Origin of the sequence: Rhizomicrobium electricum (genome assembly GCF_011762045.1) — a bacterium.
In the GTDB taxonomy this organism is placed as follows: Bacteria; Pseudomonadota; Alphaproteobacteria; order Micropepsales; family Micropepsaceae; genus Rhizomicrobium; species Rhizomicrobium electricum.
Genome location: NZ_JAASQS010000008.1, coordinates 25196 through 52138 on the forward strand (window position 1 = coordinate 25196; position 26943 = coordinate 52138).

The following is a 26943-nucleotide window of genomic DNA, read 5'->3' on the forward strand; positions in this document are numbered from 1 at the left end:
CTTTGGCCAAGACGGGATCATCCTGGTGGGCCCCCCACCGCCACGCCGACCGGCGGCCGGCGTTAACGTCGCGGGGGCAGATAAAAAAGGCTTTTCGGGCCCATTTCGAGGCTGAGGGCTTTACCGAGGTCGAATGCGGCGCTTTGGCCGTCTCGCCCGGCAATGAGGCGCACTTGGCCGGGTTTGCCACCGAGATCGTCGGAGCCGATGGCTCCCGTCGCACCCTTTACCTGCACACCTCGCCGGAATTTGCCGCCAAAAAGCTGCTGGCCGCCGGCGAGACGCGGATTTTCGATTTCGCCCGCGTGTTCCGCAATCGCGAGGCCGGTTCGCCGCTGCATGTGCCGGAATTCACCATGCTGGAGTGGTATCGCGCGCGGGAACCTTACGCGGCGGTGATCGCCGACACGGTCGATCTTGTCCGGATTGCGGCAAAGATTACGGGCCTCGCCACCTTCTCGTTTCGCGGCCGCACCTGCGATGCTCTGGCCGAGCCGGAATGCCTGACCGTGGGCGAAGCATTCCAGCGCTACGCCGGCGTCGATCTTCTCGCCACGCTCGACGCGGCGGGGCAGGGCCTCCGCGACGCTTTGGCCGAGGCGGCGCGCAACGCCGGGCACGATGTTGCCGCCAACGATACCTGGGCCGACATTTTTTCGAAGATCATCGTCACCATCGAAGGCAAATTGGGCAAAGGCCGCCCTACCGTGCTGTGCGAATATCCGCGTTGCGAGGCCGCGCTGGCGCGAGCGGCGGCGCACGATCCGCGAGTCTCGGAACGGTTCGAGCTTTACGTGTGCGGCGTGGAACTCGCCAACGGGTTCGGTGAACTGACCGATCCGGTGGAACAGCGCGCCCGCTTCGAAGCGGAAATGGCGGAAAAGGAGCGTGTTTACGGCGAGCGCTATCCGCTTGATGAGGATTTTCTCGATGCGCTGGCGATCATGCCCGAAGCATCGGGCGTTGCCCTTGGGTTCGATCGTCTCGTTATGCTCGCAACGGGCTCCCGTTCGGTCCAAGACGTGCTATGGACCCCGGCACCATGACTGCCTTGAAGTCCATTTATACCCTTGCCGATTCCGGTCTTGTCGCGCGCGAGCAATTGCCGTCGCTGGAACCGGTGACCGAGAAATATGCCGTCGCTCTGACCGATACCGTGGTGAACTTGATCGACCGCAGCGATCCGTTCGATCCCATCGCGCGCCAGTTCGTTCCCAGCGTGCGCGAGTTGACCGTCAAGCCGGACGAGCTTCTCGATCCGATCGGCGACGATGCCCATTCGCCGGTGCCCGGCATCGTGCATCGCCACCGCGACCGTGCGCTGTTCAAGATCGTGCAGTCCTGCCCGGTCTATTGCCGTTTCTGTTTCCGCCGCGAGAGCGTAGGCCAGGCAGGCGAGAACGCGCTTCTGCCGGAAACCTTCACGCAGGCTGTCGATTACGTCGCCGCGCATCCCGAAATCTGGGAGATGATTTTCACCGGCGGCGATCCGTTCGTTCTCTCGCCCCGGCGCATCGCCGAGGTCTCCGCCCGCTTCGCCTCCATCCCGCATGTGAAGTTGCTGCGCTGGCATAGCCGCGTGCCGGTGGTCGATCCGGCCCGCATCACCGACGAGATGATCGCCGCCCTCTTGGTGCCCGGCGCCTCCACTGTGATTGCGATCCACGCCAATCATCCGCGCGAACTTGGCCCCGATGCGCGCCGCGCCATCGCCCGCTTGGTCGATGCCGGCATTCCTCTGGTCAGCCAGACCGTGCTGCTGCGCGGCATCAACGACGAGATTTCGACCCTGGAAGCGTTGATGCGAGCCTTCCTCGAATGCCACATCAAGCCGTATTACCTGCATCATCCCGATCTGGCGCCCGGCACGTCGCATTTCCGCGTCACCATTGACGAAGGTCTGACTCTGATGCGGGCCCTTCGCGCGCGCCTCTCTGGCCTTGCCATTCCGACCTACGTGCTCGACATCCCCGGCGGCTTCGCCAAAGTGCCGCTTGAATCCCGCGATGTCGAAAAGACCGAAACCGGCTGGCGCATCCGCGACCACGAAGGCCGCTGGCACGACTATCCGCCGGCCCCCTGACCGATCCGCACGCGGGCGATGGCGTGCTGGAGCACCGTCTCGGTATCGCTGGTTTCGGCTTCGCCGTAGATGATCATCAATTCCTTGCGTTTGGCTTTGTCGAAAAGATGAACCAGACGCACGACCGTCATTGGCACGCGCATGTATCGGTTCGCCGTCAGCAGCGCATTGAAGTGCTCGGTATCGGAGCCGCGCTCCGCCGCATCTTTGCCGGTCGAGGTCCAGGTATCGACATAAAAATCGAGTCCGCCGATTTCAACGTGGCGCGGCGAATTGTAGGCGTGGTGCAGTTCGGGATGGCTGGGCTTGTATTCCTCGAACTGCACCCAATAGAGCTTTTGGATCTCTTTCCCGTTCGCTTCGACGAAGACAAAGAGTTTGCAGTCGTCGAACGGGCCTAGCTTCGGGTCCGTCAATGTAAACGTGTCGGTGCCGAGATATCGCGCCGAACCGGGCAGTGTGATCGTCACCGCCGGTGACGTCACGACGTGGCCTTGCACCGATGCCTCAGGACTTGCGGCCGCGGCCCCGAACGCCAGTCCAAGCGCGAAGAGTGTCGCCAGCCTCAGCGGTATTCTCCGTTCACCACTTCCAGCGCCTTGGCGCCGGGGCATAGTTCTTTCTCGGTCAGCGTGTTGAGTGGGGTATCGGCCGTTCCGAGGTGGTCGTGCAGGTCGGCCGCTTCCGGCGCGACATAGATCAGGCCGGTGACGAGTTCGCCTTGCGCCTGATGTTCCTGCAAGTACGCCAGCGCCGCGATGCGGTCGGACGTATCGTAATCGGGGCGCAGCTTGGAGAGCTTCAGGTAGGACCCATCGTGCTGGCGCACCAGTTCGGTCGTGCCGGGTTCGTAATCGGCAGTGATTTCCTTCTTCGCCGGCACGAAATCGACCGCGTTCACGGCTTCATCGTGCTCGCGCACGTAATCGAAGCTCTTGGTCGATCCCAGATGGTTGTTGAACGTCACGCACGGGCTGATGACGTCGAGGATCGCCGCGCCCTTGTGCCGGATCGCGCCCTTGATCAGCGGCACGAGCTGCTTCTTGTCGCCCGAGAAGCTGCGCGCCACATAGCTCGCGCCCAACAAAAGCGCCATCGAGATCAGATCGATGGCCGAGTCGACATGCACTTCGCCGCTTTTCGATTTGGCGCCCTGATCGGCGGTAGCGGAGAACTGTCCTTTGGTCAGGCCGTAAACGCCGTTGTTCTCGCAGATATAGACCATGTTGACGCCGCGCCGGAGCGCATGTGCGAACTGGCCGAGCCCGATCGAGGCGCTGTCGCCGTCACCCGAAACGCCGAGATAGAGAAGATCGCGATTGGCCATGGCGGCGCCGGTCAAGACGCTCGGCATGCGGCCGTGGACGGAATTGAACCCGTGCGCTTGCCCCAAGAAATAGTCCGGCGTCTTCGACGAGCAACCGATGCCCGACATCTTGGCGACGCGATGCGGCTCGATGGAAAGTTCGTAGCAGGCTTGCACGATGGCGGCGCTGATCGAATCGTGGCCGCAGCCGGCGCACAAGGTCGAGATCCGCCCCTCGTAATCGCGCCGCGTGAATCCGAGCGCATTCGGTTGCAGCGAAGGATGGTGCAGCTTCGGCTTGGCGATATAGGTCATTGCGCGGCCTCCTGGGCTTCAGCTTCGGCAAGTCCGGCGCGGGTCGCGATTTCCTTGATGATGAAGCGCGCAGTGATCGGCGTGCCGTCGAAATGCAGGATCGGCAGGAACTTCGCCGGATCGATGGCGCATTCGCCGACTATCAGTTTCATCAGTTGCGCGTCGCGGTTCTGCTCGATCACGAACACCTGCTCGTGGGCCGCGATGAAGGCTTCCACCTCGTCGTTGAACGGGAATGCCCGTACCCGCATCAGATCGAGCGGCAGGCCCTTCTTCTCCAGAACCGCCACCGCTTCGTTCATGGCGACCGCGGTCGAGCCGTAATAGATCACGCCGAAGCGCGCCTTCTGGTCCGCTTCGCGCACCACCGGCTTCGGTACCAGGCACTTCGCCGTTTCGAACTTGCGCAGCAGCCGCTGCATGCCGGCGATGTAGGTCGCGCCTTCCTCGGAATAGCGCGCATAGGCATCGTGGCTCGAGCCGCGAGTGAAATAAGCGCCTTGCGAAGGATGCGTGCCGGGAATGGTGCGATAAGGCACCGCATCGCCGTCGACATCGAGATAGCGCCCGAACGTCTTGCCTGCTTCCAGCTCTTCGGCGCTGAGGACCTTGCCGCGGTCATAACGGCGCGTGTCGTCCCAGGCGAGCGGCTCGACCAGCCAGTCGTTCATCCCGATGTCGAGATCCATCATCACGAACACCGGCGTCTGCAGCCGCTCTGCGAGATCGAACGCTGCGACTGCAAAATCGAAACACTCGTGCGGGTCCTCGGGAAACAACAGGACATGCTTGGTGTCGCCGTGGCTGGCATAGGCGGCGAGTAACAGGTCCGATTGCTGGGTGCGCGTCGGCATGCCGGTCGAAGGGCCGCCGCGCTGCACGTCGAACACCACGGCCGGCACTTCGGCGTAATAGGCAAAGCCGAAAATCTCGCTCATCAGCGAAATGCCGGGGCCGCTGGTGGCGGTGAAGGCGCGCGCGCCGTTCCAGCTTGCGCCGACCACCATGCCGATGGCGGCGATCTCGTCTTCGGCCTGCAGGAAAGCGAAGTTCTTCTTTTTGCTGACCGGATCGATGCGGAAGCGCGAAGCGTGGCGGTTGAAATTCTCCGCCAGCGAAGTGGACGGCGTGATCGGATACCACGCGCACACGGTTGCGCCCGCCCAGACGCAGCCGAGCGCCGCCGCATTGTTGCCCTGGATGAAAATACGCTCGCCGACTTTGTCCTGCCGCTTCACCTTCAGCTTGCAGCGGTCCTTCAGCTTGTCGCGCGCATATTCGTAGCCGAACCCGAGCGCCTGAATATTGGGCGCCAGCAGTTTCTGCTTGGTCTCGAACTGTTCGGCGATCAGCCATTTGACCGCTTCGAGGTCCATGCCGAGCAGGCTCGTCAACGCGCCGACATAGACGATGTTCTTGAACAACTGACGCTGGCGCGGATCGGCATAGGCTTTGTTGCAGATTTCGGTCAGCGGAATCGGAAGAACCGTGATGTCGAGGCGGAATTTCTCCGGCGGGATCGGCTTGGTCGAATCGTAGAGCAGGTATCCGCCCGGCTCGAGCGACGCCATGTCCTTGTCGAAGGTCTGCGGATTGAGCGCCACCATGAAATCGACGCCGCCGCGCCGTCCGAGCCAGCCTTCGCCCGACACGCGCACTTCATACCAGGTCGGCAGGCCCTGGATGTTGGACGGAAAGATATTGCGCGACGCCACCGGCACGCCCATGCGCAGGATGGAGCGCGCGAACAATTCGTTGGCGCTCGCCGAGCCCGAGCCGTTGATGTTGGCGAACTTGACGACGAAATCGTTGGTGGCGGCCAACGGCTGTCCTGCTATCGCGCGCATGTGTAAGCCTTGGCGATATCGATCGTGAATTTCTTCATGTCCCAAGCCCCGGTCGGGCAGCGTTCGGCGCACAGCCCGCAATGCAGGCAGACGTCTTCATCCTTGACCATGATGTCGCCGGATTTGAGATCGGCGGAGACGTAAAGGCCTTGGCTGGTATTGGCGGCCGGCGCCTTGGTCTGCTGGCGCAATTCGTCTTCCGGTGCATTGGCGGTGAAGGTAATGCAATCCATCGGACAGATGTCGACGCAGGCATCGCACTCGATGCACAGGCTGTCGGCAAACACCGTCTCGATATCGCAGTTGAGACAGCGTTGCGCTTCCAGAGCCGCCAGCTCGCGCGTGTAGCCGAGTTCGACTTCCATATTCACATTGCGCAGCGTCTCGTCCTTGGGCGCTTGCGGAACTTTGTATCTGAGGTCGAGCGAGATGTCGTTGTCGTACGACCAGTCGTGAATGCCCATCTTCTGGCTGGCGAGCGTCGTGCGCTGGCGCGGTCGCGCCGTTACATCCTGACCGCGGCATAAGAGATCGATCGAGATCGCCGCGTCATGGCCGTGCGCCACCGCGGTGATGATGTTCTTGGGTCCGAACGCCGCATCGCCGCCGAAGAAAATCTTCGGATGCGTCGACTGCAGCGTCGCTTTGTCCAGCACCGGCATGTCCCATTCGTCGAACCCGATCAATTCGCGCTCGATCCAGGGGAACGCATTCTCCTGACCGACGGCCACCAGCACGTCGTCGCATTCGAAATGCACCGGCGGTTCGCCCGCGGGGATCAGCTTGCGCCGACCGTCGACGTATTCCGCCTTGACCTTCTCGAACGTCACGCCAGTGAGCGTGCCGCCGTCATGGGTGAATTCGAGCGGCACCAGGAAATTGTGGATCGGGATGCCTTCTTCCATGGCATCTTCTTTTTCCCACGGGCTTGCTTTCATCTCGGCGAAGCCGGAGCGCACCACCACCTGCACGCTTTCGCCACCGAGGCGCCGCGACGTGCGGCAGCAGTCCATCGCGGTGTTGCCGCCGCCCAGCACGATCACGCGTTTGCCGATGGCCGTGGTGTGACCGAACGAAACCGACGCCAGCCAGTCGATACCGATATGAATGTGTTCGGCCGCTTCCTGCCGTCCGGGAATATCGAGATCGCGGCCGCGCGGCGCACCACATCCGACGAACACCGCATCGAAGCCCTGATCGAGCACGGACTTCAGCGAGTCGATCTTGATGCCGTAGCGCATCTCGGCACCGAGGCCGATGACATAGCCGCATTCCTCGTCGAGCACGCTCTCGGGCAGACGGAAGCGCGGAATTTGCGTGCGCATCATGCCGCCGGGTTTCTGGTCGGCTTCGAAGATCGTCACGGAATAGCCGAGCGGCAACAGATCGCGCGCCACGGTAAGGGACGCCGGTCCGGCGCCGATCAGCGCGACGCGTTTGCCGTTCTTCTGCGGTGCGGGCTTGGGCAGGCGATCTGTGATATCGTCTTTGGCGTCGGCGGCGATGCGCTTCAAGCGGCAGATTGCGACGGGTTCTTCCTCCACGCGGCCCCTGCGGCAGGCAGGTTCGCACGGGCGATCGCACGTCCGTCCCAATACGCCGGGGAAGACATTCGAATGCCAGTTGACCATGTAGGCATCGGAATAACGCCCCATCGCGATGAGGCGAATGTATTCGGGCACCGGCGTATGGGCCGGGCAGGCCCACTGGCAGTCCACGACCTTATGGAAGGTATTGGGATTGGCAATATCGGTCGGCGTCATGATCCGCGCGCGTCCGTCAGATTCACCTGAACGCATGAAGTGCTGTTTCCGTCTCCCCGGCTACGCCTTTATAGTCCGATACGCTTTGCGTTTCGCCCCATTTCTCTGAGCTGCATAGGAGGAATGCGGAGGGCAAGAGGCTTCCGCGCCCGCGTTGGGGAACGACCGAAAGTTACCAAAATCAATCCCATGGTGAACGTATGGAAATCGCCCTGAACGAAGATCAGCGTGCCGTTCAAGACGGCGTTGCAAAAATCGTCGGCCGCTTCGACGACGAGTACTGGACCCGTTGCGACTCGGACGCGCGTTTCCCGCACGAATTTCATCAGGCGATGGCCGAGGCCGGCTGGCTCGGCATCACCATGCCGGAAAGCTTGGGCGGTGCCGGTCTTGGCGTGACCGAAGCGGCAATCATGATGCATGAGGTGGCGCGCGGCGGCGGCGGCATGGCGGCGGCCTCGGCATTGCATGTCAATTTGTTCGGGCCGCATCCGATCGTGGTACACGGCACGCGCGAGCAGCAGGAACGCTGGCTGAAGCCGCTGATCGACGGCCGCGAGAAAGTTGCGTTCGGCGTGACCGAGCCCAATGCCGGCCTCGACACCACTTCGATCGAGACCTTCGCGAAGAAGACGGCCGGCGGCTATCACGTGCGCGGCCGCAAGATGTGGACCACCACCGCGCAGGAGGCCGACCGTCTTCTGCTGCTCGCCCGCACCACGCCGAAAACCGAGTGCGCCCGCAAGGCCGACGGCATGACGCTGTTCTACACTCCGCTCGACCGCAGCCGCATCGAAGTCCGCCGCATCGAAAAGATGGGCCGTGCCGCCGTCGATTCCAACGCACTGTTCATCGACGATCTCTTCATCCCCGACGAAGATCGCATCGGCGAGGAAGGCAAGGGCTTCCGCTATCTGTTCGACAGCCTCAATCCGGAGCGTATCCTGTTCGGCATGGAAGCGGTGGGGCTCGGCCGCGATGCGCTGCGCCGGGCCTCGGCCTATGCCAAAGAGCGTGTGGTGTTCGGCCATCCCATCGGCCAGAACCAGGCCATCCAGCATCCGCTGGCGGAAAAGTGGGCCTATCTTGAAAGCGCCTATTGGATGTGCCTGCGGGCTGCGTGGCTTTACGATCAGGGCCAGCCTTGCGGCGCCGAAGCCAACGCCGCCAAGCTGATTGCCGCGCGGGCCGGTTACGACGCCGCTCTCCAAGCCGTGATGACTCTCGGCGGTATGGGATATGCCAAGGAATACCAAGTCGAACGGCTGTTCCGGGAATCGGTTCTGCCGCGTATCATCCCCGTGACCGAGCAGCTGATCCTCAGCTACATCGGCGAGAACGTGCTCGATCTGCCGAAATCCTATTGATCATGACCCAGCCCATCCTTGAAACCGCCCGCCTCATCCTGCGTCCGTTCCGTGTCGACGATTTCGATGCCGTCGCCGCCTATTGGGGCGACCCGGCGGTGGCGCGGTGGACGCGCGGCGGCCAGCCGATTTCGCGCAGCCAGGCATGGCTGCGTCTCATCGAGCATCCCGGCCATTGGGCGCTGATGCATTACGGCTTCTGGGCGGTCGAGGAAAAATCCTCCGGCACGATGATCGGCGAGGTCGGCTTCATTGACCTTAAGCGCGATTACGATCCGGCGGTGAACGATGTGCCCGAAATCGGCTGGGTGCTGTCGCCCCAGGCGCAAGGCAAAGGCTACGCCACCGAGGCGGCGAAGGCGTGTCTGCCGTGGGGGCGCGAGCATCTCGGTCCCATTCGCGTGATCGCGGCGGTCAATGCCGACAATCGCGCCTCGATCCGCGTCGCCGAGAAATGCGGCTTCCGCGAATGCCTGCGGCGCGAGTACGAGCGCGGTGTGGCGGTGTTCCTGGATCGTGTGCTCTAGGGCACCGGGACCGAGTTCGACGTCAGGCCTGCCGGAACGGTGTCGACGATCAGCATTTTTGCCGGCACGGTGCCGCGGTTCTCGCCGTAATGGGCGGTGTTCTGCATCTCGACCAGGAATTCGCCCGGCTTGACCTCGAAGCTCTTGCCGGTTTCGGTATTGGTGACGGTCAAGACGCCTTCCAGCATATAGCCGTAATGCGGCCAAGGATGCTTGTGCACCACCGTCTTGTCACCCGGCTGGAAGGTAATGAGGGTGCTGATCACCGTCGGGTGTTCCGGCGCCGTGATGGTCTGCCCGATGACCGTTTTGTCGGTATTGGCGAGCGGTGCCACGCTCGGCGCGGCAACGGCCGGCACGGCAAACAGCAACAATCCCAGTAGTGCGCGCATCATCACCTCTCCGATCGTCAATAGCGCTGAAGCAGTTCCAGCATCTCGATGTCTATCTCGTGTCCGTCGCTGGTGACGTAAGCGACATCGCTGCGCTTGGAATCGAGCGGACCGAAATCGCCGCGCAAGTTCCACAGGCACCAGCCCCAGCCCGCCTTCTTCCAGTTCTCGAGGCAGGCCTGCATCCAGCGAAGCGCCACATCGTGCGGCGTCTTGTTGTAGACGCCCCATTCGCCGATGAAAACGCCGATGCCCGTCTTTTCCAGCTGCTGCCAGGGTTCGACGGTCTCGCGCCACAGCTTGGCCTGATCCACCACGCCGTCGGCCGTTTGAAGCGGCCACGTTGGCACCGGCCATGTATCGCTTCCGCTCACCCAGCCGGCGCGATAGTGGGTGAGATGGAACGGCTCGTAGCCGCGGCCGGCTTGGGCAATCTTGAGGGCGGCCAATGCGGGCGTCGGGTTGCGCCCACCGCCGCGGCCATCGGCAATGACGAGCCGGTCGGGATCTTCCGCCCGGATCGCATCGACCGCAACTCGCGCGACCCGCAGGTATTGTTCTTCCGTCACGGCTGGCGGCTCGTTGACGAGATTGAACGACAAGGCCGCGGCCGGCACGCCGCGATAGCGCGCGGCCAACATTCCCCATTGCCGCGCGAACAGGATGCGGGCCTTGTCGCCGTCCGGTCCGTCACCCCACAGATCGAGCGGCTCCTTGGGCGGATTGATGCAATAGCCGGGCGCCCGATGCAGGCATAGCGTGACGTGGATGCCGCGCCCGCGCGCGAACGCAATCGCCAGGTCGATATCCTTGAGCGGAGTCTCGTGAACGGTGCCGTTGGCGTCCGTCCAGATGCGGTAATCGAGCGGCAGCCGCACGTAGTTGAACCCGCTGGCGGCAATGAAATCGAAATCGCGCTCGCGATACGGCGCATCACCGGCGAGGGTGAACTTTTCCAGCAGGTTGAACCCGCGCCAGCGCGGCAGCTTGGCAAACGAAGCCGGTTCCGCAGCGCCGGCATGCCCCGCCAGCGCCGCGCCCGCCAAGCCGAAGAGCGTGGTGCGCCGTGTCGCTGTAGGAAGAATGTCGGCCATGATCGCGTCCTTACGAACGGACAGCATAATTGGCCGCAGAGCGGCCGTCACCTCCGTGCGTGGCGCCGTTTCCAGACGAAAAAAGAGGGAAGGCGGTTGGCCCTCCCTCTTTTCGCACGGCGCTCGAAGCCCCCGACGGCGCCGCGACGTTTACGGATTGGTCGAATAGTGAATGATCTGGGCGTTGTTGCCGACTGCGGTCGACGTGACCGACGCCGTTCCGGCGACATTGTTGATGTTGACCGCCGTCGCCGCCACCGTCGTCGACGTGTTGATCTGCTTGTTGTTGATCGGCATCGACCCGGCGTTGGTATCGGCTTCGAAGTTGTTGGCGATGGCCGAGTTGGCGATCGAGACCGAGCCGCCCACGTTCGCCAGCGTGACGTTCGCGGTCGCCGTCGGATCCTGCGAGGCGCACTGCTGGTAATTGTTCACCGCGGTCAACGCCGGATCGGTGGAGACCGATGCCGAGTTGCAGACCGCCTGGTTCACGACGCCGACCGATCCGCCGACATTGGTGATGGCGGCATTGGTGGTGGAGGTGATCTGGGCGGCGCTGGTGTACTGGCTCGACTCGACGGTGGTGTCGTTCATCGTGGTGATGTCGACGATGTTGCCCGCCGCCACCGATTGCACACCCACGTCGCCGCCGACCTTGTCGATGGCCGTATTGATCGTCGAGATCGAGTTGTTGAGCTGCACCTGACCGTTGAGGATCTGGCTGCCCGCGTTATTGCTGGAGCTGTCCGCGCAGGCCGGGCTCAGCATCGCTGTCAGTAGCGCCGACCCAGCGATAAGGCTCCTGGCGAGACTTTTCATTGTACTTCTCCTGGTTGGAAGCGGTGGTCATGGATTTGCCGTCGTAGAGCGGATCGGCGGAGGTATTGAGGGCTCCACCGCAGGCCGATTGCGGCGCGTGATAAAGACGGCTCGTCATTTCGAGGACGGCGCGTTCGATGGTCGAGCGGACCGCGAGCTGGATCGGCTCGAGGGCGCTTTCGCCGAGGCTGACGTCGAAGAACGTCTGGCCCAGGAAATCGAAGGCGCCGGCGGAAATCTGGCGGCCGATGATCTGCTTCTGGTAGCTGATGACGTCGACGACTTCGAGGGTCGAGGTATCGACCAGGCGCAGGTCGACGCCGATGTTCATCACATACATATTGGCGCCCGCGGTGCCCTTGAGGGCGTTGGAGGCGATGCCGCCGCCGGTACCGTTGGCGCCGACCGAACGGATGTTGAAGTTCAGTTCGGTGATGCCGCCGACGAGGTAGTAGTTCGAGCCGGGGATCGAGCCGGCGAGGATCTTCCTGTAATCGCCCGGCTTGGCGTCGTCCGTGATGAGCTTGTTATTCGAGTATTTCAGCTCCATTTCGGCAACCGACGTGTCGAAGCGTTCGACCATCGGCACGCCGGCCTTCGAGAGGGCGCTCATCGCCATCAGTGCGGCGCCCTGGGTGATCTTGCGGCCCGAATTGTCCGCTTCGGCCTTGCCGGTGTAATCGGCGATCTGTCCCACCGCGATATGCAAGGGACGCTGCGCCGTGTAACGGCTGAGGCAGCGCAGGGCGCCCGAATAGGGTGTCTCGTTGCTGATCACCGGCGCCCCGCCGATCGGCGAGGTGTAGGTGCCGTCCGACAGCGGGACCGGACTGACGCAGCCCGCCAGCGCGATGGCCGCGGAGGCCAGCGCCAGGGTCCGGAAGAGGTTCATGCGTCCGCGGGTATTCATTTGCCCGAGCTCCCATTGGTATTGGTCGTGGCGGTTTGATTGCCGTTATTGATCTGCGTCGAATCGACGATCACGGTGTTGTTGTTGCCGACTGTGACGACGTTCAGCGAGTTGCCGATGGCCGTCGCCGAGCCGTAGGTGCTGACACCCGATGTCGTCGACGCATTGTAGGAACTGAGGGTGCTGGCCGATTGCACGCCGGACTGGCCGTAGCTGGACGACGTGAACTGGCCGTTCACGACGGTCAGATTGCCGTTGGCGTCGCGCAGATTGGGATTGGCGGTTTGGTTTTCCTGGCCCGCGGCCATGCCGTAGCCCGCGTTGTAGCTCGCGGCATTGTTGGTGTTTCCGGCCAGCGCCACGCCTGTGAGGGTGGCGGTTGCCAACACGAAAGAGCCGATACGGAGCAGCATGAGCGGGTGTCCAGAGATGACGAACCCCTAGGAGCAACCGGCGTGCCACCCCGTTCGGTGCCCTCTGCCCCGAATTCGTGCCAGAGTGGTACGTTGGCGCGGCCGATGGGACGACTGCCGCCCATCAGCGGTTGTCCCGCCTTCCCGAAGGGGCACGCCGTCCCTATATGAGACTCCCCAGCGTACGAGATCGAACCATGGCCTTTCTTCAGTCCCAGCCGCCGCGCGAACCGTTTCTCCATGCCCCCGGAAGCGTTCTCGGTCTGATCGGGGTCCTGATTGCCATTCATCTGGCGGTGGCGTTCGTCCCGATCCCGTTCGACGCACTGGCGCCTTATGCCTTTATCCCGGCGCGCTACAGCGAAGGCGCGCCGCCGCTCGAACTGGTGCTGCCGCTGGTCAGCCACATGTTCCTGCATGGCAGCTTTCTGCACCTCATCATTAATTGCGCGTGGCTCTTGGCGTTCGGGCCGGTCGTGGCGCGCCGCCTGGGCGGGCTGGGGTTCTTTGCCTTTTTCCTCTCGTGTGGCGCTGCCGGCGCGCTGATGGAGCTGGCGCTAGCCTGGGGGGCGCCCGAAGCGATGATCGGGGCCTCGGGCGGCATTTCGGGCCTGATGGCGGCAGGGTTCCGCATGATGCGCTGGCCGGGAGCGCCTACGGGCGTCCGTCTAGTGCCGATCTTCTCGCGTCCGATCCTGACGTTCACCGGCCTGTGGCTGCTCACCAACCTGATCTTCGGCCTGACCGGGTTCGGTACCGGCAATTCCGGCGATCAGATCGCCTGGCAGGCGCATATGGGCGGCTATCTGTTCGGCCTTCTCACCATCGGCCTGTTCGACCGGCGGCGCGCGGCCGATTAATCATTCCGCCGGCGAGGGACGGGCGGCTGGATCGCGGGCGCCCAGTTTGGTGCCGAGCTTGTCCATGTACACGTAGATCACCGGCGTGATGTAGAGCGTCAAGAGCTGCGACAGCATCAGGCCGCCCACCACCGCGAGGCCGAGTGGACGGCGGGCCTCCGAGCCTGCGCCCAGCCCGATGGCAATCGGCAAGGTCCCCATCAGCGCCGCCATGGTGGTCATCATGATCGGGCGGAAGCGGACGATGGCCGCCTCGTAGATCGCGGTGGCGGCATCGACGCCTTCGCCGCGCTGCCGGCCCAGGGCGAAGTCGATCATCATGATCGCGTTCTTCTTGACGATGCCGATCAGCATGATCATGCCGACGAAGGCGTAAATGCTGAGCGGTACGCCGAACAGGAGCAGCGTTAACAAGGCGCCGACCGCCGCCGATGGCAGTCCCGACAGGATGGTCAGCGGGTGGACGAAGCTCTCATAGAGAATGCCGAGCACGATGTAGACGACGACGATGGCGATCGCCAGCAACAGGGCGATGTTGCTCATCGAGCTTTGGAATGCCGCGGCGGTGCCTTGGGCCGACGTACGCACCGTATCGGGGATGCCTACCTCGCGTTTGGCCCGTTCGATGGCGGCCAGCGCCTGACTGAGGGCCATGCCCTGGCCGAGGTTGAACGAAATCGTCGCCGACGGCAGTTGGCCCAAGTGGTTGACGCTTTGCGGCGTAATGGAGGAGCCGATTCTGGTCACCGCCGACAGCGGCACCTGGGTGCCGCTCTGCGAGGTGACATAGAGGCGGTTCAGGGCCGAAGGATCGGCCTGGTAACGCGGCTCCAGCTCCATGATGACCTGGTATTGGTCCGAACTGCCGTAGATCTGCGAAACCTGCTGTCCGCCGAAAGCAGTACCGAGTGCGGTCTCGACGGCTTCCGGCGTCACGCCCAGCGAGGCGGCGCGGTCGCGGTCGATGGCCACCGACACGGTCGGGGTGGTCAGGCGCAAATCGTTGTCGACATCCTGAAAGCCCGGCTCGTCCTTGAGCGCCGAGGTCAGGCGCGTGGTGGCGTCCTGCAATTCGCCGAGATCGATATCCTGCAGGCTGTACTGGTATTGCGAGTTGGTGCGCGCGCCGCCGATATTGATGCTCGGCGGATTGCGGAAGAACGTGTTGATGCCGGGAACGCGGCCGACCTGCTTGCGCAAGCTGTCGATGACCCGGTCGGCCGTCAGCGGGCGTTCGCTGCGGTCCTTGAGGCGGATGAAGAAGCCGCCGGTATTGGTGTCGTTGCGGCTCATCACCGCTTCGACGTTGGGATCGGCCTGGGCGATAGCGGCGACCTTCTGCTGGTATTTCGACATCTGCTCGTAAGCAGTGCCGTTCGCCGACTCGGTGTTGCCCTGGATCATGCCGATGTCGGACGACGGGATGAAGTCCTGCGGCATATAGCGGAACAGTAGCACCGTGGCTGCCAGGCTCCCGAAGAACACCATCAAGATCACGCGGCTGTGGTGAAGGCCCCACTGCAGCGATCCTTCATAAGCGTGCTGCATGGCGGCGAAGGTGCGTTCGCTCCAGCGCTGGATGGCGTTCTGCTCGCCGTGCTGGTCCTTGAGGAACCGGCTGCACAGCATCGGCGTCAGCGTCACCGAGACCACGCCCGATATGAAGATGGCGAGCACGATCGTCACCGCGAATTCGGTGAGGAGGCGGCCGACCATGCCGCCCATGAACATCACCGGAATGAACACGGCCGCCAGCGACACCGTCATGGAGAGGATGGTGAAGGCGATTTCCTTGGCGCCCTTGAGGGCCGCGTCGAAGGCGGTCTCGCCCTGCTCGATATGCCGCACGATGTTTTCGAGCATCACGATGGCGTCGTCGACCACGAAGCCGACCGACAGCGTCAGTGCCATCAGCGACAGGTTGTCAAGGCTGAAGCCGAGAAACGACATGCCGGCGAAGGTGCCGACCACGGCGATCGGCAGCGCCAGCGAGGGAATGATCGTCGCCCGGAAGGTGCGCAGGAACAGGAAGATCACCACCACCACCAGCAAGGCGGAGATGATCAGCGTCGTTTGCACGTCCTCGACCGAGGCGCGGATCGAGGCGCTGCGGTCGTACACGGTCTCGAGCTGCATCGATGCCGGCAGTTGCAGCATGAACTGCGGCAGCAGTTTCTTGATGTCGTTGACCACCTGGATGGTGTTGGCGCCGGGCTGCCGGAAGATCGCCAGCACGATGGCGCGCTTGCCGTTGAACCAGTTGGCGGTGCGGATGTTCTCGACCGAGTCCTTGACCTGGGCGACATCCCCGAGCCGCACCGGGGCGCCGTCGCGGTAGGCGATCACCTGGCGGGAGAACTCGGTGGCATTGTTGAGCTGGCCGTTGACGTCGATGACCTGGGCGCGGGTGGGGCCGTTCAGCGAGCCGGTGGCGAGGTTCGGATTGGCGTTGTCGACGGCCGAGGCGAGCTGGTCGATGCCGATCTGGCGCGCCGCCAGGGCGGCGGGATTGGCCTGAATGCGGACGGCGTATTTCTGCGAGCCGAACACATTCACGTTGGCGACGCCGTTGATGACCGAAAGCTGCCGGAACAGGAGGTTGGAAAACTCGTTGACCTTCGACAGCGGCAGGCTGGGCGAACTCATCGCCAGAAGCAGGATCGGTGCGTCCGCCGGGTTCTGCTTGCGCAAGGTCGGCGGCGTCGTCATCTGCCGCGGCAAACGGCGCATCACGGTCGACAGCGCCTGCTGCACGTCTTGGGATGCGGCGTCGATGTTGCGGTCGAGCGTGAACTGGATGGTGATCTGCGTCGAACCCAGGGTGGACGACGAGGTCATCGAATCGATGCCGGCGATCTGCGACAGCTGGCTTTCGATCGGGGTTGCCACCGACGACGCCATGGTCTGCGGATCGGCGCCCGGCAGGCTGGCGCTCACCACAATGGTCGGATAGTCGACGTTGGGAAGCTCGCTGACCGGCAGAGCGGTGTAGCCGAAGATGCCGAAAATCAGCATCGCCGCCGTCACCAGCGTCGTCATCACCGGCCTGAGGATGAAAGGCTCCGAGATATTCATGGCTTTTTGACGCGGCCTTTGCCGGTCGAAACTTTGGCACCGGGTACGACGCGGAGCTGGCCCTCGGTGATGACGCGTTCCTTGGGCTTGACGCCCTTGACCGCCATGAAGTGGGTGCCTTCGTCATAAAGCACCGCGACCGGCCGCATTTCGGCGGTCTGTTCCTTCGTCACCACGAAGACGTAGCGCCCGTTGGGGCCTTCGTTGATCGCTTCGCGCGGCACGACCGTCGTTTTCGGCAGATCGTTCAGCGTGACGTCGACATCGACCTGCTGACCCGGAACCAGGGTGTGGTCCTTGTTGTCGAAATAGGCCCTGAGTTCGATCGTGCCGGTGGCGTTGTTGATCTGGTTGGAGACGAAATCGACCTTGGCCGAGCGCTTCGGTGCCTTGGGATCGTGGGTATCGAGAAGGGCGAGCAGTTTGCCGGCGCGGTCGCGTGCCTGGATCGCGGCCAGATCGGATTGCGGCAGCGCGAACGAGACTTTCACCGGTTCGATCTGGGTCAGCACCACCAAAGGACTGCTGCCGTTGGCGCTGACGAGATTGCCCGGCTGGATCAGGATCGGACCGGTCTTGCCGTCGACCGGCGCGCGGATCTGGGTATAGCCGAGATTGATCCGGGCGGTTTCGACCTGAGCCCTGTCGGCATCCACGGTGGCGCTCGCCGATTTGGCGGTCGCAATGGCGGTGTCGTGCTGCTGCGACGAAATCGCGTTCTGGGCAAACAGCGCCTCGTAGCGCTTCTGGGTGGCGACCGCGCTGATCCGCTGGGCCTCGTCCTTGGCCAGCGTGGCGCGGGCCTGATCGAGCGCCGCCTGGAACGGCCGTGGATCGATGACGAAGAGCAGATCGCCTTTCTTGACGATCTGGCCTTCCTGGAAGGCGGCTTTGACCAGTTGCCCGGTGACCTGCGCGGTGACTTGAACCGTGGCATTGGCCACCACGGTTCCGACCGCGTGTTCTACGACCGTAACGTTTTTCACCGTTGCCGGCTGGGTCACGACCACTGGCGGCGGGCGCCCTTTTTCCTTCGATCCGGTGCCCGCGATCAGGAACCAAGCCACGGCGAGGACGGCGAGCGCCCCGACTGCGATGCCCGTTTTGCGCAGATTGAGCCGGCGGAACCGTCCCTCGACCTGACTGGCCAGGCCTTCGAAACTGTTGGGATATCTCATGTTCATGGCTCAGAATCCGGCACGCATCGTAGGGAAGAAGAAGTTTCGCGGTTTGCCGCCGCGATCCGGTCCGGAAATTATCCTTACTCCTAGCACGGCCGGCCCGGTTTCCGGCTGCTCAAGTTTTGGTGCGCCGCCAATTTGACGCGCTAGGCTCGCCATCACGCCGCGGCAACCAGAAGGGGTTCGGTAAGGACGATAACGGCGCTCTACCGCCCGGATTTGGCGTGGGACTCTAGGACACCGGCGGAATCCCGAAGCATGGTTGCCCCAGCGCCGGGTCGCGGTTATAAGCCGCCCCACATGAATATCCGAAATATCGCCATCATCGCGCACGTCGACCACGGCAAAACGACCCTGGTCGACCAGTTGCTGAAGCAGTCCGGCTCGGTTCGTGAGAACCAGCATATGGAAGAGCGCGCGCTCGATTCCAACGATCTGGAACGGGAACGCGGCATCACTATCCTGGCCAAATGCACCAGCGTGGAGTGGGGTGAAACCCGCATCAATATCGTCGACACCCCCGGTCACGCCGATTTCGGCGGCGAGGTGGAGCGCATCCTGTCGATGGTCGACGGCGTCGTGCTGCTGGTCGATGCGGCCGAAGCCGTCATGCCGCAGACCAAGTTCGTGCTGTCGAAGGCCTTGAAGCTCGGGCTCAAGCCGATTGTCGTGATCAACAAGATCGACCGGCAGGACGCGCAGCCCAAGGAAACGCTGGAATCGATCTTCGATCTCTTCCTCGCGCTTGAGGCGAACGATTATCAGCTTGATTTCCATGTCCTTTATGCGTCCGGACGGCAGGGCTGGGCGGTAGCGGACCTCGACAACGATGTGCGCAAGGACTTGTCGCCTCTGTTTGCCCGAATTGTCGCAGATGTTCCCAAACCGAAGCCGATCGAAAAGGCGGGGGACGAGTTCCCCTTCACCATGCTGGTGACAACATTGGAGGCCGACCCGTATCTCGGCCGCGTGCTGACGGGACGCATCGAAACCGGTGCCATCACGGTCAACCGCCAGATTAAAGCGCTCAGCCGTGACGGTTCCGTCGTTGAACGGGCCCGTGCGACGAAGCTGCTCGCGTTCCGCGGTCTGGCACGCGTTCCGGTGGAACGGGCCGAGGCGGGCGACATCATCGCCATCGCCGGTCTGCAGACCGCCACGGTCGCCGACACGCTGTGCGATATCACCGTCGAAACGCCGATCCACGCCAACCCGATCGACCCGCCGACCCTGGCGATGACCATCTCGGTCAACGACTCGCCTTATGCGGGTCGCGAAGGCGATAAGGTTCAGAGCCGCGTCATCCGCGACCGCCTGCTGCGCGAAGCCGAAGGCAATGTCGCCATCCGCATCCGCGAGACCGGCGAAGGTGCTTATGAAGTGGCGGGCCGCGGCGAACTGCAACTCGGCGTTCTGGTCGAGACCATGCGGCGCGAAGGCTTCGAACTCTCGATTTCCCGTCCCCGCGTTCTCTATCAGACCGATCCCGACACCGGCGAGCGGCTGGAGCCGATCGAGGAAGTCTCCATCGATGTCGACGATCCCTTCACCGGCATCGTCATCGAGAAGATTTCCAACCGCAAAGGCGAGATGACCGACATGCGTCCGACCGGCGCCGGCAAGACGCGGTTGACGTTCCTCGCCCCGTCGCGCGGCCTGATCGGCTATCACGGCGAATTCCTGACCGACACGCGCGGCACCGGCGTGATGAACCGCATCTTCCATTCCTACGCACCCCACAAGGGCGCGGTACAGGGGCGGACGAACGGCGTGCTCATCTCCAACGGCCAGGGCGAAGCGGTGCCGTACGCGCTGTGGTATCTCGAAGAGCGCGGCAAGCTGTTCGTCGTGCCGGGCACCAAGGTTTACGAGGGTATGATCATTGGCCAGCACGCCAAGGACAACGACCTCATCGTCAACCCCTTGAAGGCCAAGCAGCTCACCAACATCCGCACCACGTCGAAGGACGAGGCCGTGCGCCTCACCCCGATCGTGCCGATGACCCTCGAACAGGCGATTGCCTATATCGAGGACGACGAGCTGGTCGAGGTAACGCCGCAGTCGATCCGCCTCAGAAAGCGCGAACGCGATCCCAACGAACGCAAGCGCCAGATGCGGGCCGAACAGGACGCGGGGTAGTCGGATAGCCTCCGGCTGCGGTAACCTGCGGTCGGAGGATTCGCATGCCCACACTCGACGACGTAACCCTCATTCACCGCCTCGCCGATGACGCAGGCGCGGTGATCCGCCCCTATTTCCGCCGCCGTATCGAGGTGGTCGACAAAGGGGCTGCGACCGGCGCGATGTTCGATCCGGTGACGGCGGCCGATAAGGGCGGCGAGAAAGCCATCCGTGCGGTGCTGGAAGCCGAGCGGCCGGACGACGGCATTCTGGGCGAGGAATTTCCCGAAACGCAGGGCTCATCGGGCCGCGTATGGGTGGTCGATCCGGTCGACGGCACCCGCGCCTTCATCACCGGTCAGAGCCAGTGGGGCACCCTGATCGCTCTCAATGAGAACGGACGGCCGACGTTGGGCGTGCTCGACCAGCCGGTCATCCACGAGCGTTTCATCGGTACCGGCGACAGCGCCGAACTCCACAGCCCTGATGGCATCACCAAGCTCAAGGTGCGCCCGTGCGCGAGTCTCGCCGAGGCGGTGCTGATGACGACCCACCCGTGGGCTTATTTCGACGCCTCCGAGCAGGAGATGTTCCGCCGCCTTTGCGATGCCTCGATGATGAGCCGTTTCGGCGGCGATTGTTATGCCTACGGCCTTCTGGCCATGGGCTTCGTCGATCTCGTGGCCGAGGCGCGACTGAAGCCATGGGACATCCAGGCGCTGATCCCGATCGTCGAAGGGGCGGGCGGGGTGATCACCGATTGGACCGGCGGGCCTTGCGCCGACGGCGGCCGGGTGGTGGCGGCAGGCGACAAGCGCGTGCACGCAGAGGCACTGAAATACCTCAACGCCTGAGAATCTGTGCTGACGCATAGCGCCGGCGGTTGACTTGCGCGGTTTCGCAACTACGTTCCCCGCCGCCGGATGGTCCGGTGCTAGAGGTTTTATGTTGCAGATTGTTCGCGGCCAGTGACGCTTCGCCGTTCTCGGCGAGGCCTCGTCCACCGGCCTGAAATGTCTTCGCGAAACGCGACCGCGTTTGACGGCCGGGTATTGGCTTACCCGACACATCTGCACATCCATGAACATCTCGAAACCGGAGCAGCGTGCTTTGCACGTACTGGCTCAAGGCGGGCACATCCGTCACGAACGCGACCATGAAGGGCGCATCGCCGCAATCACCTGTTTCACCCGCGACGGCTACGGCCTCGCCGATTGCACCCTGGCGATTTTCAAGAAGCTGAAAGCCAAGCGACTGATCGAGTCGAAGAACGGCGGCCCGTATCACATATCGCGCAAGGGCCGGCTGGCGGTGCGTGCGCAACCCGACAACCGTTGAACTGGCCTGGCGGCGTGCCCTGGCGTAGAAATGCGCCATGGACACGCTGCTTCTGAAAGACAGTTTTTCGCGCGCTTTCGTTGGTGCCGGATTGAAGGCGCCGGACGGCGTGTTCGAGGCGCTGGCTGCCCGCTATAGCGAACCCGGCCGCGCCTATCACACGCTGCAGCACATCGCCGAAGGTCTCGGACATCTCAAGAATGTTCGTTACGTCTCGCCGGAAGTGCCGATCGCCTGGTGGTTCCACGATGCCATCTACGATCCCAAGCGCACCGACAACGAAGAGAAGAGCGCCGCCTGGGCGGCTGCGGTCCTCGGCAAAACACCGCTGGCCGCGAAGGTGAACGCTGCCATTCTCGCCACCAAGGCTGGGGCCTTTGCTGCCGATCCGGCGGCGCGGCTGATGGTGGACATCGATATCGCCATCCTGGCCGCGCCCGAGCCGCGATATTCCGAAGCGGCGGCACAAATCCGGCAGGAATACGCCTATCTCAATGAGGCCGATTACAAGGCCTTTCGACTGAAAGTGCTGCGCAGCTTCTCCGGCCGCGCTTTCATCTACCAGAGCCCCGAATTCCGCTCCCTCGAAACGCGTGCGCGCAAAAATCTCGAACGCGAGATCAACGCGCAGATCGTGCGGAAGAAGTAGCTTCTGCGTCCGCCACAAACGCGTCGAACGCCGTCCAGAACCGGTCCCGGATGGCGTCCTGTTCCATCAGGATTTCGTGCTCGGACTCGGCCAGTTCGATGTAACGGCCGTGCGGCAGGCGGGCGGCGAAACGGCGGGTCGCTTCGATGAGGACGATGCGGTCTTTGCCGGCGCCGACGATCAGGGTTGGCGTCTTGATCGCTTCGGCATAGCCCGGCCGCGCCATGGCATTCATCGAGCGGTAGGCCGCCTCGATCCAGCCCCAGGTCGGGCCAGCGAGGCGGATATCGGGCTCAGCGCGCAGGATCGCCTGGGTCCGTTCGAAGCGGGCCGCATCGGAGGTGCAGAGCTGCCGTTCGAAGGTGATCTGGTGGGGATCGCGACGCTCCATGCCCCAGGCGAATTCGCCGCTTTTGCCGAAACCGGAATGCAGGCCGGTGATGATGCGGGTCAGCCAGCCGGGATAGCCGCGCGTTGAAACGGCGATCATCGGAGCGACCAGAACCGCGGCGCGAAACCAGTCGGGATGATCGTGCAAGGCCCTGAGCGCGAGGTGGCTTCCCATCGAATGGGCCAGCACCAGCGGCGACGGCGACAGCTTGGCCACGACGGCGGCCATGAAGCTGTTCAGATCGTCGTCGAACTCGGAAAAATCGCCGACGTGGCATTTGAGCGGATCGGCCAGCGCGCGTTCGCTGCCGCCCTGACCGCGCCAATCGAACGCCGCGACGGTAAAGCCGCGCCCGGTCAGTTCGCCGATGACCTCGCCGTATTTCTCGATGAATTCGGTTTGCCCCGACAACAGGACGCAAACCCGGCCGCTAGGGTTCTCCGGCTCGGCCACACACGTCCGCAGGCGCCGTCCGTCGCCGGCCGTAATGAAATCGAAGGATGGCACCGTTGAGACCCCCTCATGCACGGCCGGAACAGACCCGGCCGGCACGCAGGCGTCAACCCTGTCAGCCGCCGCCCAGCAAGGGCGCGAGCTTCATGGCCAAACCCATGTCGCCGGCCACCCTGAGCTTGCCCTGCATGAACGCCATGGTCGGATCGATCTGGCGGCTTGCCAGTTTTTCGAAGGTGGCGAGCGACAGCGTGATGGTGCAGTCGGCGGATTTGCCGGCGCCCGAGGTCACCGCGTTGGGCTCCGCGGTGCCGTCGACGAAAACGCTGCCGTCTTCGCCGAAGTCGAATTTGAGAGTACCGCCGAGACCCGATTTGGCGCCGATCCGCTTGCCGAGCTCTTCGATGATCTTGTCAATCTGCGCTTGCATGGGGAGGACCTTCCTCGTGCGTTTGGGTTTAGCGAATTACAGTAGTTAGAGCGTCTTATGGCAACAATTTACATTTGTCATATTCTTCCCCTGCGGGCATGGTGAGCTTTCACCTCCGGCAGGGCGGCGCCGAACATGTCTGGCACTGGCAAACGCGACGCACTCGGCACGGCGTTTCTGGTTCTGCACGTCGTCATCCTGACCTACATCCTGACCGGCTGGGCGTTGCCCTTCGTCGGCCTCTATATCGTGTTCCTGCCGGTGATGGCGCTGCATTGGCCGCTAAACAGAGACACTTGCATTATCAATAACTTAGAGTCGCTGATCCGGACCGGACGCTGGCGCGACCCGAGAAATTGCGAGGAGGGCGCCTGGCTGCGGCTGTTGATCAAATCCGTGCTCGGCCTCGACCTCTCCCCCCGCCAGATCGACTACCTGAGTTACGGCCTGCTGGCGCTTCTGTGGGGGCTTGGAATTTGGCATTGGTTCGGCTGGCCGACCCCTTGAAACGCCGCCAGGGGATACCCACCTAAAAGACTGCCGGGAGGCCGGAAGGCTCCCGCGCAAGGAATGTGATCCTGGCCCATGTGGGCAGGATCCGACACTCGAACGCTTCTAGGAGGTTTGAACCATGCGTACGTTTGATTTTTCCCCGCTGTTCCGCTCCACCGTCGGCTTCGACCGTCTTTTCGATCTGATGGACAGCTACGCCGAGCAGTCGAACGGCTACCCCCCGTACAATATCGAGCGCTCTGACGACACCCATTACCGCATCACCCTGGCCGTCGCCGGCTTCGGTGAGAAGGACCTGAACATCGAGGTCAAGGAGGGCGTGTTGACCGTCACCGGCCAGAAAGAGCCGGTGGAAGGCGACAATCGCTCCTACCTCTACCAGGGCATCGCCGGACGCGCCTTCGAGCGCCGCTTCCAGCTTGCCGATCATGTCGAAGTGCGCGCCGCCAAGCTTGAGAACGGCCTGTTGCACGTCGATCTGGAGCGCCTGATCCCCGAGGAGAAGAAACCGCGCCGGATCGCCATCAACGGCCCCGAGCTGAAGAGCATCGAAGGCAAGGCGGCCTGATCCGCCTTTCCCGACGGTCCGGTTGAATAGGACGCCGCTGTATTAACGAAGAGCCGGGGTTTTCCCCCGGCTCTTCTTTTTTTGCCTGGGCGGTTGAGGTAAACCTGAATGCAGTTTTCCGGGTATTCGCGCATGCCTAGCTGGCAAAGCTCCTTCTTCGATCGGTATCTACGCATGGCCAAACCGCGGGCGGTTGAGGCCGAGACCGACATTGCCGAGCTGCGTCGCCAGTACGCGTATCTGTCGGAGCGGTTCGGTGCCGTTCCGCGCGATGGTGTGTTCGAGCCGGTCAGCCTTGGCCCGGTAAAAGGCGAGTGGGTCCGGACCAAAACTTCGTCGCCCTCGCGCCTGATCCTGTATTTTCACGGCGGCGGTTACATTTCCGGTTCGCCCGAAACCCATCGCGCCCTGATCGCCAAGCTGGCGCACGCCTCCGAAGCCACGGCGTTTTCGCTGCAATACCGGCTGGCACCCGAATTTGCTTTTCCGGCTGCGGTGCGCGACGGGCTCGACGCCTATCGCCAGTTGATCGCCCGCGGCATGCCCGCCAGTGCCATCGTGCTCGCCGGATCGGGCTCGGGCGGCGGGCTGGCGTTCTCGGTGATGCTGGCCATCCGCAACGCCAAACTGCCGATGCCGGCCGGGTGCCTCGCCATGTCGCCTTGGGCCGACCTGACGCTGTCCGGTTGGAGCGTGTTGCAGAACGCGTCCAAGGATACGGCGCTGTCGTGGGAACTGTTGTTCGTCAGCGCCCGCCATTACCTGAAAAAGGCACCGCCGGCCGATTCCTATGCCTCGCCGGTGTTCGCCAACTTCAAGGATTTCCCGCCGATCATGGTCCATGCCGGCTCGCTCGAGATGCTGCGCGACGATGCCTCCCGGTTGGGTGATCGTGCCGCGGAAGCAGGCGTGCCGGTCAGCGTCGAGATTTATGACGGCATGCAGCACTGCTTCCAGGCCCATTCCGCCGTGCCCGAGGCCAAGGTGTCGTTGCAGCGGCTCGGCCAGTTCGTGCGCCAGCGCACGGCCCCGCGCATCGAAACGGCTCCGGCGGCTGGGCGGTAGACCTCAGAGATTTTTGATCAGCGTTTCGACCAGCGCCTGGGGCAGCTTGGCGCCGGTAATGGTCACGCCTTCGAACGTGTTGTCGCGGAAATGGGCGTCGCGCAGATTGGCGTAGCTGAGATCGGCGCCGTTGAAGTTCACGGATCGCAGATCCGCACCGCGGAAATCGGCATAGCGGGCTTCGACCTTTTCGAGACGCGATGGCAGCAGCCGGTCGTCGGCGATGACCAAGGGGCCCAGCCGCGCATCGCGCAGATCGGTGCGGGTCAACTGGGCGCCGGTGAGATTCACGCCGCGCAAATCCGCTCCGCACAGCCGCACGCAGCGCAAATCGGCGCCCGACAGATTCGAGCCCTGCAGCGAGGCGCCTTCGAGGTCGAGGCCGTAGAGCACCGCGCCCGGCGCGATCAGAGCCGTCAGCTGGCGGGTGTTGAGGCCGGGAATGCGCCGCAGGTCCATGCCGCTGAGAATGGCCGGCTCGCCTTCGCGACCGTTCGATTCGGCCCAGCGGGCGTGGGCGTCGAGCATCGCCTCGGGATTGACCGGCATCTTGCCGGGGTCCGGCCCCACCATTTTGGTGGTCAAGGTGTTGGACAGGTCGGCGCCGTCGAGCACGGCGAGATCGAGCTTGGTGCCGATCAGGACCGCCCCGGCAAGGTTGGCGCCGGCCAGATTGCAGCCCGACAGGTCGGCGTTTTCGAGATTGGCGCCGGCGAGCTTGGCCTGGCGCAGATTGGCGCGGATCAGCCGGCAGTTCTTCATCATGGCGTCGGTGAAGTCGGCCTGAACGGCGATGGTGCCGTTCATCTTGGCGCGCTCCAGATTGGCGGAGTGCAGAGTGGCACCCGGCAACTCGGTCGGCCCGACATCATGCTGCATCACGCGAAGGTTCCCGTAGCGGTCCTTCTGGGCGATGGTGCCCTCGCGCAAGTCGGCTTCGAACAGGTCGGCGCCGGTCAGGTTGGCCCCCTTCAGGGACACGCCGCGAAGGTCCGCTCGGCGAAGGCTCGCTTGCGTCAGATTCGCGCGCTTCAGGTCGGCGCCGAAGAAGCTGGCGGAGTCCAGACGGCACTTCGAGAGGTTGGTTTCTTCCAGGATGGCCCCGGTGAAATCCGCGTCGGCGAGGTTGTGTCCGGAGAGGTCCAGCCCGCTGAGGTCGGTGAAGGCAAATACCGCGCGAGCCCCGCCGATCCGGCCAGAATATAGGGTTTCATGGCGTGCCGCCGCTAAGGTGGCATCCTTCTGGCTCAGCTTGGCAAATGCTTTGCGGTTGCCGGTCATGGTGATGCGCGGTGGCGGCCCTGTTAACCCTCTTAGGGGACATTTTTAGGCAAGGTCGCTAACGTCTGATTAAAAACGAGAAATTTGCGTTTGCCGGCGGGCAACGCTAGGTCAGACGTGCAAAACTATGTAAAGTTTCGCAAGGCCGGGGTAGGTCTGGGAAATCACGACGCTTTACGACG

At 63.3% G+C, this 26943-nt stretch carries 26 protein-coding genes; 12 read left to right on the forward strand and 14 right to left on the reverse strand.

Going from position 1 to position 26943, the window contains the following annotated elements:
• Window positions 1-2 precede the first annotated feature (2 nt).
• Together epmA and FHS84_RS15770 are read left to right on the forward strand one after the other, a co-directional pair.
• The gene (gene epmA / locus FHS84_RS15765) at window positions 3-1046 is read left to right on the forward strand and encodes an EF-P lysine aminoacylase EpmA (RefSeq protein WP_166936070.1); all 1044 of its coding nucleotides are present in this window, start codon (window positions 3-5) and stop codon (window positions 1044-1046) included.
• Entirely contained in the window at window positions 1043-2083 is a 1041-nt protein-coding gene (locus tag FHS84_RS15770; protein WP_166936072.1) for a lysine-2,3-aminomutase-like protein, read from the forward strand. The genes epmA and FHS84_RS15770 overlap by 4 nt, the downstream gene beginning before the upstream one ends.
• Here FHS84_RS15770 and FHS84_RS15775 read toward each other — a convergent pair.
• From FHS84_RS15775 to FHS84_RS15790, 4 genes are all read right to left on the reverse strand, one after another.
• On the reverse strand, window positions 2065-2583 hold the full coding sequence (locus FHS84_RS15775; protein WP_166936074.1) for a hypothetical protein: 519 nt from the start codon (window positions 2581-2583) through the stop codon (window positions 2065-2067). The genes FHS84_RS15770 and FHS84_RS15775 overlap by 19 nt on opposite strands.
• A gap of 65 nt (window positions 2584-2648) precedes the next feature.
• The gene (locus tag FHS84_RS15780; RefSeq protein WP_166936076.1) at window positions 2649-3704 is read right to left on the reverse strand and encodes a 2-oxoacid:ferredoxin oxidoreductase subunit beta; all 1056 of its coding nucleotides are present in this window, start codon (window positions 3702-3704) and stop codon (window positions 2649-2651) included.
• Window positions 3701-5551, reverse strand: a complete 1851-nt coding sequence (locus FHS84_RS15785; protein WP_166936078.1) for a 2-oxoacid:acceptor oxidoreductase subunit alpha — start codon at window positions 5549-5551, stop codon at window positions 3701-3703. Before FHS84_RS15785 ends, FHS84_RS15780 begins: the two co-directional genes overlap by 4 nt.
• Window positions 5539-7314 carry an FAD-dependent oxidoreductase gene (locus FHS84_RS15790; protein ID WP_166936080.1) on the reverse strand — a complete coding sequence of 592 codons (1776 nt, stop codon included), beginning with the start codon at window positions 7312-7314 and terminating at the stop codon, window positions 5539-5541. The genes FHS84_RS15785 and FHS84_RS15790 overlap by 13 nt, the downstream gene beginning before the upstream one ends.
• A 200-nt stretch (window positions 7315-7514) precedes the next feature.
• Between FHS84_RS15790 and FHS84_RS15795 the strand changes: the two genes are divergently transcribed.
• Both FHS84_RS15795 and FHS84_RS15800 read left to right on the forward strand, forming a co-directional pair.
• Complete coding sequence (locus FHS84_RS15795; protein WP_166936082.1) at window positions 7515-8681, forward strand: acyl-CoA dehydrogenase family protein; 1167 nt, start codon at window positions 7515-7517, stop codon at window positions 8679-8681.
• A gap of 2 nt (window positions 8682-8683) precedes the next feature.
• Window positions 8684-9208 carry a GNAT family N-acetyltransferase gene (locus FHS84_RS15800; RefSeq protein ID WP_208393912.1) on the forward strand — a complete coding sequence of 175 codons (525 nt, stop codon included), beginning with the start codon at window positions 8684-8686 and terminating at the stop codon, window positions 9206-9208.
• Here FHS84_RS15800 and FHS84_RS15805 read toward each other — a convergent pair.
• The 5 genes from FHS84_RS15805 to hfaA form a co-directional block, all read right to left on the reverse strand.
• Window positions 9205-9600, reverse strand: a complete 396-nt coding sequence (locus FHS84_RS15805) for a cupin domain-containing protein (protein WP_166936084.1) — start codon at window positions 9598-9600, stop codon at window positions 9205-9207. The genes FHS84_RS15800 and FHS84_RS15805 overlap by 4 nt on opposite strands.
• Window positions 9601-9617: 17 nt before the next feature.
• Window positions 9618-10694, reverse strand: coding sequence for a glycoside hydrolase family 5 protein (locus FHS84_RS15810; RefSeq protein ID WP_166936086.1), 1077 nt, complete (start codon window positions 10692-10694; stop codon window positions 9618-9620).
• Window positions 10695-10844: 150 nt separating this feature from the next.
• Window positions 10845-11462 carry a hypothetical protein gene (locus tag FHS84_RS15815; protein WP_166936088.1) on the reverse strand — a complete coding sequence of 206 codons (618 nt, stop codon included), beginning with the start codon at window positions 11460-11462 and terminating at the stop codon, window positions 10845-10847.
• Window positions 11425-12423: a holdfast anchoring protein HfaB gene (gene hfaB, locus FHS84_RS15820; protein WP_208393913.1), complete on the reverse strand. Its 999-nt coding sequence runs from the start codon at window positions 12421-12423 to the stop codon at window positions 11425-11427. The genes FHS84_RS15815 and hfaB overlap by 38 nt, the downstream gene beginning before the upstream one ends.
• A complete protein-coding gene (gene hfaA / locus FHS84_RS15825; protein ID WP_166936090.1) occupies window positions 12420-12836 on the reverse strand; it encodes a holdfast anchoring protein HfaA in 417 nt (138 codons plus the stop codon). The genes hfaB and hfaA overlap by 4 nt, the downstream gene beginning before the upstream one ends.
• Window positions 12837-13033: 197 nt before the next feature.
• Here hfaA and FHS84_RS15830 point away from each other — a divergent pair, with 197 nt between their 5' ends.
• Entirely contained in the window at window positions 13034-13696 is a 663-nt protein-coding gene (locus tag FHS84_RS15830; protein WP_166936092.1) for a rhomboid family intramembrane serine protease, read from the forward strand.
• Here FHS84_RS15830 and FHS84_RS15835 read toward each other — a convergent pair whose 3' ends face one another.
• Together FHS84_RS15835 and FHS84_RS15840 are read right to left on the reverse strand one after the other, a co-directional pair.
• Window positions 13697-16771, reverse strand: coding sequence for an efflux RND transporter permease subunit (locus tag FHS84_RS15835; RefSeq protein WP_166936094.1), 3075 nt, complete (start codon window positions 16769-16771; stop codon window positions 13697-13699).
• The gene (locus tag FHS84_RS15840; protein WP_166936096.1) at window positions 16768-17955 is read right to left on the reverse strand and encodes an efflux RND transporter periplasmic adaptor subunit; all 1188 of its coding nucleotides are present in this window, start codon (window positions 17953-17955) and stop codon (window positions 16768-16770) included. The genes FHS84_RS15835 and FHS84_RS15840 overlap by 4 nt, the downstream gene beginning before the upstream one ends.
• Window positions 17956-18252: 297 nt before the next feature.
• Between FHS84_RS15840 and typA the strand changes: the two genes are divergently transcribed.
• From typA to FHS84_RS15860, 4 genes are all read left to right on the forward strand, one after another.
• Window positions 18253-20091 (forward strand): translational GTPase TypA, encoded by a 1839-nt coding sequence (typA, locus tag FHS84_RS15845; protein ID WP_166936098.1) that lies wholly within the window; start codon window positions 18253-18255, stop codon window positions 20089-20091.
• A gap of 44 nt (window positions 20092-20135) precedes the next feature.
• Window positions 20136-20927 (forward strand): histidinol-phosphatase, encoded by a 792-nt coding sequence (gene hisN / locus FHS84_RS15850; protein WP_166936100.1) that lies wholly within the window; start codon window positions 20136-20138, stop codon window positions 20925-20927.
• A gap of 226 nt (window positions 20928-21153) precedes the next feature.
• Window positions 21154-21411, forward strand: a complete 258-nt coding sequence (locus FHS84_RS15855) for a YjhX family toxin (RefSeq protein ID WP_166936102.1) — start codon at window positions 21154-21156, stop codon at window positions 21409-21411.
• A 37-nt stretch (window positions 21412-21448) separates the two neighbouring features.
• The gene (locus FHS84_RS15860; RefSeq protein ID WP_166936104.1) at window positions 21449-22060 is read left to right on the forward strand and encodes an HD domain-containing protein; all 612 of its coding nucleotides are present in this window, start codon (window positions 21449-21451) and stop codon (window positions 22058-22060) included.
• Here FHS84_RS15860 and FHS84_RS15865 read toward each other — a convergent pair.
• Both FHS84_RS15865 and FHS84_RS15870 read right to left on the reverse strand, forming a co-directional pair.
• Window positions 22032-22958: an alpha/beta fold hydrolase gene (locus FHS84_RS15865; RefSeq protein WP_166936106.1), complete on the reverse strand. Its 927-nt coding sequence runs from the start codon at window positions 22956-22958 to the stop codon at window positions 22032-22034. The two genes, FHS84_RS15860 and FHS84_RS15865, sit on opposite strands and share 29 nt — an antisense overlap.
• A 61-nt stretch (window positions 22959-23019) precedes the next feature.
• A complete protein-coding gene (locus FHS84_RS15870) occupies window positions 23020-23334 on the reverse strand; it encodes an SCP2 sterol-binding domain-containing protein (protein WP_166936108.1) in 315 nt (104 codons plus the stop codon).
• Window positions 23335-23469: 135 nt separating this feature from the next.
• Here FHS84_RS15870 and FHS84_RS15875 point away from each other — a divergent pair, with 135 nt between their 5' ends.
• The 3 genes from FHS84_RS15875 (at window position 23470) to FHS84_RS15885 (ending at window position 25480) form a co-directional block, all read left to right on the forward strand.
• A complete protein-coding gene (locus tag FHS84_RS15875) occupies window positions 23470-23841 on the forward strand; it encodes a hypothetical protein (protein ID WP_166936110.1) in 372 nt (123 codons plus the stop codon).
• A 124-nt stretch (window positions 23842-23965) separates the two neighbouring features.
• Entirely contained in the window at window positions 23966-24415 is a 450-nt protein-coding gene (locus FHS84_RS15880) for an Hsp20 family protein (RefSeq protein WP_166936112.1), read from the forward strand.
• 174 nt (window positions 24416-24589) lie between these two features.
• The gene (locus FHS84_RS15885; RefSeq protein WP_166936114.1) at window positions 24590-25480 is read left to right on the forward strand and encodes an alpha/beta hydrolase; all 891 of its coding nucleotides are present in this window, start codon (window positions 24590-24592) and stop codon (window positions 25478-25480) included.
• Between the two features lie 3 nt (window positions 25481-25483).
• Here FHS84_RS15885 and FHS84_RS15890 read toward each other — a convergent pair whose 3' ends face one another.
• Window positions 25484-26761 (reverse strand): pentapeptide repeat-containing protein, encoded by a 1278-nt coding sequence (locus FHS84_RS15890; protein ID WP_166936116.1) that lies wholly within the window; start codon window positions 26759-26761, stop codon window positions 25484-25486.
• Between the last annotated feature and the right edge of the window lie 182 nt (window positions 26762-26943).